Genomic DNA, 12,645 nt, shown 5'->3' on the forward strand with positions numbered 1-12,645 from the left:
TTATTATTCTATAAAAAGTATAACATAGAAAGGGATAGGTGATTTACTTATGAACAAAAAAGTTATTTCTTGCATTTTGGCTTCTTGTTTCTTATTATGTTCTTGTAATTTAAGAGCATCTAATCAAAATCCTAATTCAACTTTAGATGAAAATAATATAAAAACAGAAGAAAATGATATAAAAAACAAATCTGATAATACCAAAGAAAGTTCTAAAAATCATATTGATAATAAAAATAATGGGGAGAATAATAAAGATGAAGACAAAGATACAATTACTAGTAGTAATATAAATAAATTTAAGGATGAATCTAATATATCTCCTAAGGAAAAAGATTGGTTTTTTAAACCTAGTAAAAATAATGAACCCGCTACTATACCAGATGATATGGAAAATAACCTTAATAAATATTCTGGATATTTCATTGGAGACACTTCTAAGAAACATTTATATCTTACATTTGACGAAGGTTATGAAAACGGGTATACAGGCAAAATATTAGATGTATTAAAAGAAAATAATGTTAAGGCAGCTTTTTTTGTAACAGCTCCTTACATAAAGCAAAACAAAGATTTAATCAAAAGAATGGCTGATGAAGGTCATTTAGTTTGTAATCATTCTGACACCCATCCTTCAATGGCTTCTGCAGCCTTAAAAGGGAAAGAAAATTTCCAAAAGGAATTTACTGTTGTAGAAGATTTGTATAAAGACATCACAAAAAAAGATATGCCAAAATTCTTTAGACCACCTATGGGAAAATACAGTGAGTTGTCTTTAAAATATACACAAGATATAAATTATAAGAGTATATTTTGGAGCTTTGCATATTATGATTGGGATAGAAATAAACAGCCTTCTCCTGAGAAAGGTAAAGAAAAAATATTAAATGGAGTCCATAATGGAAGTATTATTCTTTTACATGCAGTTTCTAAAACAAATACTGAAATATTAGATTCTGTATTAAAAGAATTGAAAAATAGTGGATATGAGTTTAAAACATTAGAAGATTTGCCTAAAAAATAAAATCTACTAAAACATATTAATTAAATAGTCATGCTATGATGATATATCTAAAATCATATTGAAATTATGATTTAAATTAGTAGTTATCAATTAAATATTGAACTTCTAATAAGAATTCTACTATAAAAGGGCTGTGTAACTAAGAATACATTCTACAATATATTGTATTAACTTTAAACTGTAAAACAATATATTGTGCTTAAATTCTTTAATGCGACAGCCCCTTTTAATCACAATAACATTTTTAGAATTTAAAAATTATGTATTAACATGAACTTTTCTTAATAGTTTATTCTATTTTTTTCTTTTGTTTAATACTACTTTCACCAAGAACTTAGGTATAGAAGCTAATCGTGTTATTCTATAAGGCTCTTTTGCAACCCTATATAACCACTCTAAGCTGCAATTTATCATCCATTTTGGCGCTCTCTTCACTTTTCCAGCAAATACATCAAAACTTCCTCCAACCCCCATATATACTTTACAAGGAAGTTGATCCATATACTTAGTTATGAATTTTTCTTGTCTTGGACATCCCATAGCTACAAATAAAGCATATGGTTTTACAATCTTTATCTGCTCTAATATATCATCACAACAATCTAAATCAAAAAATCCATTATGTTTACCTACAATATTTAAATCCTTATATTTTGTTAGTATATTTTTTTCACATTTATTTAATACATCTTCAGTACTACCCAGTAAATATACACCTTTTCCGTTCTCATTGCACTTCTCCAATATAGAATCCATCAACTCTATTCCCGCAATTTTCTCTTTTACAGGATTTTTTATAATTCTTGAAGCTACTACCACCCCTACACCATCTGGTATAATTATAGAATGCTCATCTGTAAAATTTTGAAACAATTGCTTATTATTTAATCCATTATATAATACCTCTGGATTTCCGGAAATTATATTTATTTTTTCATATTTATCTATTACATTTAGTAGTTCCTCTTTACTACCATTAAATATGCTATATCCTAATATCTCTGTTTTCATTTATTCACCTCTAAAATTAAAAAGCTCCTTCGTTCTTAAAAACTTTAAATACTGTTTGGAACAATATTTTTATATCATACCACACTGAAAAATTTTTTATATAAGTAATATCATAATAAACAGTTTTCCCAAGTTCTATTTCTCCACGTCCACTAACTTGTGCTAATCCTGTTATTCCTGGAGTTACTAATAACCTTTGAGCATACTCTTTGGGATAATGTTTAACTACATCTGGAATTTCCGGTCTTGGGCCTACTAAAGTCATATTTCCTTTCAAAACATTAAATAATTGAGGTATTTCATCTAAACTCGTTTTTCTTAAAAATTTTCCTGCCTTTGTAATTCTATTATCACTCCTGCTTTGGAAAACAAAATTAGATATATCTTCTATTTCTAAGTCTATCTTTTTCTTTTTTTCTGCATCCACTACCATTGTTCTAAACTTATATATTATAAAATCTTTGTTATCTTTTCCTACCCTAACTTGTTTAAATAGGGCTGGTCCCCTTGAATCTAATCTTATCCATAAAAATAAAAGAAAATATATTGGAGCTAATACGATTATTCCTACTAAAGATAATATTATGTCTAAAAATCTTTTTATAGCAAATTGTATTTTTTTACTTTTTATATCTTTTTCTACATCTATAATTGGCATTTCAAACTCCATTTTTAACCTCCTAATGACATTAAGCAACAGCTTTATTTTTTCTATCTTTTAAAAATGTATTAATATAAGATAGAATAGATTTAACTTCTTTTCTATTTATATATACAATAAATAAAGATATAGCAATATCCATATAAACATTATTATACAATACATCTAATGATGCCAACAATAGCATAGCTCCTGTATTTAATATATAAAAGTCTAATTCGAATCTAAACCATAATTTTCTTGATATAAGTGTTCTTGACCAAAAGAATACTGTGTAAGATATTCCTGTAGCTATAGAAGCTCCTAAAGCTCCATATTTTGGAACTAACAAATAATTTAAAACATAATTAACCACCGCTGCTATTAATGATACTATTATATTATAAGATGTCTTTCTTGAAAAGGATATTCCTAAGCAAGTAGATTCCGATACAGTATACATTATAGGTAATAACAACAAAAATGGTACTATAATAGCTGAACTAGCATAGCTTGTAGCTAATAGTTTTATTATTAAGTCTTTAAATAAAACTATGCCTACAAACATAAAATTCATAAAACACATTAGCATATTGCTTACTTTTATAAATTTTTCCCCTTCTACTTTTTCTTCATACCATCTAAAGGCAGTGGGTGTCCAAAATGTATAAAATGCACTTTGAATTATACTAACTACAGTAACTATTTTAAATGCAGCAGAATACAATCCTATTTCTTCAAAAGATGACCATTGCCTCATAGCTATCTTATCCATAGAATTTAAAAACCAAACAATTACAGATGCCGGTATTAAAGGCAGACCAAATTTAAACATTTTATTTATTAAAGCTTTATTTATCTTAAATTTAGTAAACCAATAATCTCTTGTAAAAAAACATTCTACTATACACATAAAAGCTAATGACGCGAAACCTGCATTTATTATTCCTTTAAAACTTTTATCTATATATAAAAGGTAAGGTACTAAAATTACTATATTTATAACTTTACTAATTACATTAAAAAGAGAATACAATCTAGCCTTCTCTTGCATTCTTATCAATAGTAAATTAAACCTATCTATAACTGCAAAAGGTAATGATAATGCCAAAACAACTACTATATACCTATCCACAGTATCAATCATTAGTATAGATAATGGTTTATAAAAAATTATATAAAAAACCCCTAGTACTAATGAAAATATTAAAGGTACAATTAAGGAGTTCCAAAATAATGATTTTTTATCCTCCTCTGCATTAAACTCTCTGGCAAAAGATTGATCCATACCTAAAAATATAAACATTGAACTAATACTCAAGGCCATGGTATACATAGAAGCTTTTCCAAATTCTGTTGGGACTACAAAATATGTAGTTATAGGAACAATAAAAAAGCTAATAATAGCTGATAATATTGGGCCCACAGAAAAACCAATAAATCTTTTTATAAACTGCTTGGGACTATCACTCATATCCATTTCCTCCTAATAATTTACAACAATATATTTATTATAAATGAATTGTTCAAATATCATTTATATCATTACTAACACTCTTAATATTTCCATTTCTAAAATAGTAAATAAAGATAACTATGATCTTTAATAGCTAATTTTTAACATTTAACTAGATAAGTCCTCCTAAAACTAAGAATGCTGTTTATACTATATCAAAATTAATTTTTATTTACAATATAATTAACTATTTATTTTTTAAGTTTTAATATTTTTAATAAAGGTTCTACTATATCCTGTATTTCTTTAATCTTTAATAAATATATAGCTAAAGTATAACAAATTGCACCAATAAACATACAAATTAAAATTGATATACTACTTCCTCTAGCTCCATTTCCTAAACTTAATAAAGTAAATTTATTTACAATAGTAACTATTACCCCCATAAACAAAGCAGATAAAATTATTTTTATAAATGATATAATTATATTTTTAATATCTATACCCTTTATTTTTTTGTTTAAATCTAATAACATGATTACAGTTATAATAATTGCGGATATAGTAGTTGCTAATGTAAGCCCACTAACTCCTAAATATTTTATTAATATAATATTTATAACTATATTTATTATTATACCTACAAAACTGTTAATCATAGGGGTTTTAGTATCCTTTATAGCATAAAAAGCTTTGTTTAGTATATCCCTTACTCCATAAGCTATCATGGCTGGAGTATATAAAAGCAATGCTTGTGATGTTAAAGAGGCTGCATTTTCACTAAAGGCTCCCCTTTTAAAAATTACATTTATAAGTGGTTCTCTAAGTACTGCAATTCCAACTGCTGCTGGTACCATTATTATAAGTATTATATTTATAGCTCTTCCTAATGCTACTTTATATTGTTTTTTATCATCTTTAGTTGCTAATTGGGATAGTGTTGGATAAACTATCATAGCTATACCTATAGCAAATACTTCATAAGCCAATGTATTTATCTTATTTGCATTGTCCAATATAGTAGCTGCTCCACCAAAAATAGTAGTAGCAAAAGCCCTATTTATAACAGAACTTAACTGAATAACAGAAGTACTTATTATAACTGGAACTGTAAGTTTAAACATTTGTCTAGTTTTACTATCTTCAAAATTAATATATGTACTATATTTATAACCTAATTTTTTATACTTAGGTACATTTATTATAAACTGCGTAAAAAAACCTAACACTATGGCTACTGCAAAACCTACCATTCCGTATTTATTAGTTAAAAAAACTAAATATATTACATAAACTATATTTGATACCATTGCCATAGCTGCAGGTTGAAAAAATTGTTTATGTGATTGAAGCACTCCTGTAATAACACTTTGTAAACTTATAAAAATCAAAGATAATAACATTATTCTAACTATCTTTAATGATGTATTAAAAATAATTATGTTCTTTTGAAAACCAGGACCAAAAATATAGATTATATATTTTGCAAATATTATCATTAATATGGTTAGAATAATAGTTCCAATAGAGAAAATATTAAGCACATTATTTACAAATTTATTACTTTCTTTTTTATTTCCATTCTCTAAATTTTCCGTATGTATTGGTATAAAAGTAGTAGTTACACCATAACTTATTGTGGTTAAAAGATAAACTATACCCAATGAAAAATTATATATATCTGTTATATCCGTAGCCCCAAACTTTGCTGCTATTAAAGAATCTCTAATTAAAGCAAAAACTTTCCCTAATATTATTAATAACATAACAAAAACAGAACTCTTTAAAGTTTTGTTCTCCTTCATTTAATCAACTCCAAAGTATTAAATTAGATTTTTATAACATTTATAATAGGATTTACAAAAACTCTCCATAGAATATTTATTAATTACAGTATTATATAGATTTTCACCTAAAATATGTAATTCATTTTTATTATTATAAGCTTCCTTCATTTTATCATATATATCATGAACAGAAGTAGGATCTATTAAAAAACCATTATATTTATTTATAGTATAAGGTATATCTCCTACATTGGATGCTATTACTGGTACCTTTTTTATACCACTTTCTAATATAACTAAAGGTGGTGCTCCTCCTTCATTTAAAGATGTTAATATACTTATATCTGCTACTTCTATATAATCCTCTATATTTTCTTTAAACCCTAAAAATATAATATTATAATTTAAGTTTAGTTTGTCTACCTTTTCTTTTAAATACCTCTCCTCTACTCCATCTCCAAGTAAAAGTAATTTTATATTTTTATATTCCTGTTTTAATTTATAAAAAGCTTCAATTAATAAATTATGATTTTTAATAGGATGCATTCTAGCTATCATTATATACACAAAATCTTCTTTTTTAATGTTTAATTTCTCTCTTATATTACTATTGACTCTTTTCTCTTTATAATAATTTAAATCTATTCCATTATTAACCACAAACTTTTTACTTTCTATATTATCTTTACTTAAAATATCCTTTATATAGCTTGATACACATATATGGTTATTAAAACTCTTTATTCCCTTAACGCTCAAAGGAGTAAATAAATAATATTTTAATTTATTATTTAAAAAATCTTCTTTATAATTGCTATGCACAGTAGCTACTGTAGGTATATTTAGCTTTTTCTTAACAAAATAATAAGTAAAAAAAGCCTTGGCTCCATGAAAATTAGTTATGTCTATATTATTATTTTTTATATATTCTTCTATTTCTCTATTCATAAAACATCTATTACTAAATAATGTTGTTTTTATTCCTAATTCTCTCGCTTTATCATATAAAGGACCTTTCCCTATACATCCTAATACAGTGTCAAACATATCTTTAGAATAATAACATAAATTTAAAACATGCTTTCCTCCCCCCCCTATATCATTACCCGTTATAATTTGAAGTACTTTTATTTCAATCATCTCCTAAAATTTCATATTTTACAAATTTAATGATATTTAAAAAAGGAGTTTTAAACAACTCCTTTTACAAACTTTTATTTTGAATATTGTATGAATAAGAATCACTTATAGCTAAGAATATAAAAAAGAAAGCTACTACTTTAGGTGCTGAGAAAAAATTATCTATGAAATTCATAAACACAAAGGCCACTATAGAAGCTGTAAATCCTTTATAAAAATATTTATAAAAATCATTATCTACACTATTAGAAAATTTATTAGTTTTTATAAGGGATGATACTAAAAATCCTATTAATGATATAGAACCTACTATCCCTAATTCACATTGAGCTTTTAGATAAGCATTATGTGGATGAAAGTTTTCATGAGCTTTATAATCTCCTAAATGTTTTACTTTATTATAATACTTGTTATATAAGGTTCTATAATTGCCATTCCCAACACCTAATATAGGATGTTCCTTTATCATTTTTACAGCAATTGTCCATAAGCTTACTCTTGATAAGTTTTGAGAAATATCTCCTATCTCTCTTAATCTGTTAGATATTTTAGGTATACAAAACGCTATTCCTGAACCTAATATACCTCCATATACTAATCTAAGATTATATACAAAAATTAAAGCTATATACCCTATTATAAGTCCTAGCCAAGCATTTCTTGAAAAAGATACTATTATGTTAAATAATGCTAATAAAGAACAGGATAAAAGTAAAACTTTTCTTTTCCTATTACTTTCCTTTAAAGTTAAAACTATAAAAGGAAATATAATTAAAAGAAAAAAAGCACCTAGATTATTTGAATTTTCAATTGTAGAACTTACTCTAATAATAGATCCAAATTCTCCACTTTGTTGTAGTCCTAAGCCATTAAAATATTCATAGATTCCTATTATTCCTATGATTAATGATACGGATATACTAGAATAAATTATTTTGTCTATCATTTCTTTTTTATACATATCATATTTAATTATAAAAAACAAAATTACATATGTACTAATTCTTATTCCTTCCTGTAAGGCTAATTTTTTATCAGTAGCATAAATTATTGATATAAACATCATGACTACCCATAAAAACATAAATATTGAATTGCACCTTGAAAAAAAATCTTTTATACCTCTTATAAATCTTTTTCTACTTTCCTTAATTATAATTATATTTATTAAATATAAAATAATTATAATTCCTAAAATAATATCTCCATTTATAGGTATATTATTATATTTAAACTTGCTCGGTAAAATAGGAAGTAAAAAAACATATAGAGATATAAAGTAAGCCATAAAATTAGTTAATTTATTCATATCACTATCTCCCTAAATAGAAAATTTATAAAATTAATATTTACCATCTGAGTTCTATTTAAGTTAATTTTATATATTGTCTACAAGAATTTATCTTGTTATTTCAGAATTTTTCTTCACATTATTTTTAGATTTAAATATACAAAACGAAAATATTCCTTCTATAAAACCTATACCATAAGCTATATGTAGTATAGGAAATATTAATAAAATATATTTAAATAATGACCATTTTCTACTACTTAACTTAAATGATAATATAAGGTCTAAAATAAAATACAATCCGATCTCTAAAATCCATAAATATAGTATTGGCTTTATAAATATACCTAATATAGGACCTAATGTATTAGCTAATACAAATAACATTGGAACAAGATGTCTTATAGATGGTGTCTTACCTAACTTTTGTATCACCCTTACTTTCCAAAAACCATATTGAAAATATTGTCTCCATAATTTTTTTAAAGATGATCTACTATAATACCAAGACCTTATCTTGGGAGATAATAATATTTTAAATCCATTTTGAGTCAATCTATAGTTCAGTTCATCATCTTGATTTCTTGTCATTTCTTCATCAAAATAACCTATTTTATCTAAAATTCTTTTTTCATAAGCTCCAAAAGCTACAGTATCTACATACATTTCTTCTTTAGCATATCTGAATAGCGCATTTCCAACCCCAAACGGTGAACTCATAGCTAAAGATATAGCTTTTCCTTTATCGCTATCATTTATTGTTTCTATAGGGCCTCCTGTACAAGAAGCTTTCGTATTATTTAAAAGTTTAACATTTTCTTCTATAAAATTTTCTTTAGCATAAGCATGAGCACCAAAAATTATAATTATATCTGAATTACTATTTCTTATACCTAAGTTCATTCCTTTAGGGGCTGAAATTCCTAAATTGTCTAGTAATTTTATATTATCATATTTTTCATTATATTTTTTTATTATCTCTCTAGTTCCATCATCTGACATACCATCACACACTAAGACTTCATATAAATTCTTTGGATATGTTTGATTTATAAATGAATCTAAACATCTTTTTATATATTTTTCTTCATTTTTGCATGGAATAACTATCGATACTTTTTTATTACACAAAACTAACACCTCAAAATTATTCAATTAAATTTTACAATTAATCATCTAACAAGCAAAATCAAATTCCAATAAATTTTTTATTATTTAATTTAATTATTTCGTTATATAAATTTTCTACAATTTTAGAATTATCCTTCCAAAGAGCATGTTTTTTTATTATGTCTCTATTCATAGATAAGGCATTATTTACAACTTCTAAATTATTTACACACCAAAGTATAGAGTTACATACTTCTTCACTATTTATATTTTTTACAATTATACCATTCTCCTCATTTTTGATCCACTCTTTATTTGCAGGTAAATCTGAAACTATCGGAAATAAACCACAATACATAGCTTCAAGTAAACTTACAGATGTTGAATCTGAGCTTGGTATGGATATAAATATATCATTTTTTTCTAACAATTTCCCTACTTCATCCCCTTTATATCTACCTATAAACTTAACATTATTATCTATGTTTAAATTTCTGACCATATCTTTCAAATTATTAAATTCACTACCATCAGCAGCTATAATAAGTTGTAAATTCCAATTTTTCATTAAGGCTTTGTAAAAACCTTTTATTAAAACATCTATATTATAAATACTTTCTAACCTTCTTGTACTAATTATTTTTATATATTCATTATGTTTAATCTTTCGTTTATATGGAAGAATACTATCCTCTAGTCCCATAGGGAATGTGTATATTCTATCCTTATTTCCTCCAAGTTCTATTATTTTACTTGACATAAATTTTGAATCAGATGTAATAAAATATGCATTTTTAATTATATATTTTACCATTTTCTTTAAAACAACTGATTTATTAGGATTAACTAGTATATCTGATCCCCAAGCTGACAGTATTACTTTATATTTCTTTTGAGTAGTGGCATAAAACCCACACGTATTAGCTTGATGAGCATGAACTACATCTGGATCAATTATATTTATTAAATTATGAACTTTTCTTTTCATAAATATAAAGTTTCTTAAATTATAATTTATATAATGAACTTTAACTCCAGAAATTTTATTAGGACAGTGAGATATTATATGTACATCATGACCTAAATCTGAAAAATATTTAGCCCATTTTTCAGTATGTACGCTAGCTGAGTTAGCAACATAACATATTCTCATTAAATCAATCACCTCCAATTAATTTTTATTATTAATTGTTTTTATTATTTTAGCAGGTACCCCCCCTACTATTGTGTAATCTGGAACATCTTTAGTAACAACCGCTCCTGCAGCAACAATGGAACATTTTCCAATAGTCACTCCACATAATATAGTAGAATTTTCTCCAAGCCAACATCCCTCTTGTAAAATTACAGGTTCTTGCTTTCTTTTATAGTAACTAGAAAGCATTCTTTCTCCTACATCTTGATGCGTTAATATAGTAACTCCTCCAGATATAACACAGTCATTATTTATATATATTTTATCCGCTAAGTCAAGAAAAACTTTTCTACCAATATAGCATCTGTTGCCAATATTTAAATTTTGATAATTAAAATATGTATTTTCTAATATTAGTCCTGGTCTAATATTAGCATTATCAGAAACTTTTACTCCTATCTTTTTTAATCCATTCCTTAATGCTCTTTCACTACATCTTTCTATATATTGATTAATTACATACTCACCAATAACTCTACTTTTTATTTTTATATAATATATTTTTATATTTATAAAAAAATACATTATATTTCTAAATATATTTTTAATTTTAGACACCTTCCCTTGAATTTATCTCAATTATAGAAAATATAATCCATATTATCAATGTAGCAGTTATTATTCCCTTATGATTATACTCAACACCTGTTAGCACAGAAAAAATTAAGTAACTAATAATAGTAGCAAAAGTTCCTCTATTATCATTATAGTTTACAAATAATTTTATAATTCTATTAATAATTATAGCAAAGAATACAATCATACATACTATGCCAAATTCAACTCCAATATATAGCCATAAATTATGTGCACTTTCAAGAGAGTAATTTGCTGTAACTATACTATATCTAAATGGTTCTGGCATAGATAAATATCCTTTAGTAGCATATATTTTGTACATTTTAGCAAAATTTCCTCCACCAACTCCCAATGGAAAGCAAGAAAGTATTTGTTTTGATGTAAAAAATGATTGAATTCTTGCTATAGATGATTCATTTTTTAAAAAAGAAATATTTGTTCCTCTAGACATTATAAAAGGAATTAATTTAGTTGAAAATGCTGCAAATACTAATATAGTACCATATAGAATCTTTTTATATTTTTTACTTGTGACTAATATAATCCATACTATTATAAATGATATCCACGCGCCTCTAGTAAATGTAATTAATAATGCTATTATATTTATAGTTATTGAGAAATATAAAAATATTTTTTCTTTTTTAGAATTATTGCCATAAAGTATTAATTGAATTACAAAAGGTACAACAAGCATTAATATGCCTGCAAAAATATTAATATTATGATATCCAAAAGTTATAATCCCCCTGTTAGAACTTATACTTTTTAGAGGTATCCTAGTAAATATTATTTGAGAAAATCCATATAAACAACTAAAATCAATAGCTAATATATTACAATAATATATATTTTTTATATCTTTTTTTTCAAAGGTAATAATAATAAAAAACATAAGTACTATTGGCATTAAAATAGATAAATATACTTCTGATAAACTATATGATATATCAGTTGAAAAAACACTGCTATTAATAGAAAAAATAATAAACAAAATCGTTAAAATAATAAAATGTTTAGAAATTCCTTTAGTTTTTATTGAATAATTTATAATCTTTGAAAAAAACTCTTTTATATTTAACAACAATAAAGTAGATATATATATAGATTCATATGTAATTTTTATACATGAAAAGTTAAAATAACATATTTTCCTACCAAACACTAAAATAGGTAATGATATCATAAATAGTAATATTGATTTTTTTCTATTTATTTTTATGAGATACATTTCCGAGCATAAAAGAAATGTTGCTATAGCAATCATTATTGTATCTTTAATTCCAAGCTTTCTAAAAAACATACATCCAATAAATAATGAAATTAAAGTAAACAATATAATAATTTTATAATTTTTTTTAATAAATTCTTTGTAATTCATACAAATTCTCCTACTATATAATATTGAT

The 12,645-nt window shown here is 24.8% G+C and carries 11 protein-coding genes; 1 reads left to right on the forward strand and 10 read right to left on the reverse strand.

Annotated features, from left to right (window positions below; translation table 11 throughout):
• Positions 1-49: 49 nt before the first annotated feature.
• Positions 50-1,024, forward strand: a complete 975-nt coding sequence (pdaA, locus tag NGI68_RS07755; protein WP_251860913.1) for a delta-lactam-biosynthetic de-N-acetylase — start codon at positions 50-52, stop codon at positions 1,022-1,024.
• Between the two features lie 294 nt (positions 1,025-1,318).
• Here the strand turns inward: pdaA and NGI68_RS07760 are convergent, their stop codons facing one another.
• From NGI68_RS07760 to NGI68_RS07805, 10 genes are all read right to left on the reverse strand, one after another.
• Positions 1,319-2,035, reverse strand: a complete 717-nt coding sequence (locus NGI68_RS07760; RefSeq protein ID WP_251860914.1) for a WecB/TagA/CpsF family glycosyltransferase — start codon at positions 2,033-2,035, stop codon at positions 1,319-1,321.
• A gap of 16 nt (positions 2,036-2,051) precedes the next feature.
• Positions 2,052-2,705, reverse strand: coding sequence for a sugar transferase (locus NGI68_RS07765; protein ID WP_251860915.1), 654 nt, complete (start codon positions 2,703-2,705; stop codon positions 2,052-2,054).
• Positions 2,706-2,724: 19 nt separating this feature from the next.
• The gene (locus tag NGI68_RS07770; protein ID WP_251860916.1) at positions 2,725-4,149 is read right to left on the reverse strand and encodes an oligosaccharide flippase family protein; all 1,425 of its coding nucleotides are present in this window, start codon (positions 4,147-4,149) and stop codon (positions 2,725-2,727) included.
• Positions 4,150-4,382: 233 nt separating this feature from the next.
• Positions 4,383-5,939 (reverse strand): murein biosynthesis integral membrane protein MurJ, encoded by a 1,557-nt coding sequence (murJ, locus tag NGI68_RS07775; RefSeq protein WP_251860917.1) that lies wholly within the window; start codon positions 5,937-5,939, stop codon positions 4,383-4,385.
• A gap of 18 nt (positions 5,940-5,957) precedes the next feature.
• Entirely contained in the window at positions 5,958-7,061 is a 1,104-nt protein-coding gene (locus NGI68_RS07780; RefSeq protein ID WP_106901173.1) for a glycosyltransferase family 4 protein, read from the reverse strand.
• A 64-nt stretch (positions 7,062-7,125) separates the two neighbouring features.
• Positions 7,126-8,370: an O-antigen ligase family protein gene (locus NGI68_RS07785; RefSeq protein WP_251860918.1), complete on the reverse strand. Its 1,245-nt coding sequence runs from the start codon at positions 8,368-8,370 to the stop codon at positions 7,126-7,128.
• A gap of 90 nt (positions 8,371-8,460) precedes the next feature.
• A complete protein-coding gene (locus NGI68_RS07790) occupies positions 8,461-9,483 on the reverse strand; it encodes a glycosyltransferase family 2 protein (RefSeq protein WP_251860919.1) in 1,023 nt (340 codons plus the stop codon).
• Between the two features lie 58 nt (positions 9,484-9,541).
• Positions 9,542-10,615: a glycosyltransferase family 4 protein gene (locus tag NGI68_RS07795; protein ID WP_251860920.1), complete on the reverse strand. Its 1,074-nt coding sequence runs from the start codon at positions 10,613-10,615 to the stop codon at positions 9,542-9,544.
• An 18-nt stretch (positions 10,616-10,633) separates the two neighbouring features.
• On the reverse strand, positions 10,634-11,182 hold the full coding sequence (locus NGI68_RS07800; RefSeq protein WP_106901501.1) for an acyltransferase: 549 nt from the start codon (positions 11,180-11,182) through the stop codon (positions 10,634-10,636).
• A 25-nt stretch (positions 11,183-11,207) separates the two neighbouring features.
• Entirely contained in the window at positions 11,208-12,617 is a 1,410-nt protein-coding gene (locus NGI68_RS07805; RefSeq protein ID WP_251860921.1) for an O-antigen ligase family protein, read from the reverse strand.
• Between the last annotated feature and the right edge of the window lie 28 nt (positions 12,618-12,645).

The sequence above is a fragment of the Clostridium sp. Marseille-Q2269 genome (assembly GCF_943736985.1).
Taxonomy (GTDB): Bacteria; Bacillota; Clostridia; order Clostridiales; family Clostridiaceae; genus Clostridium_F.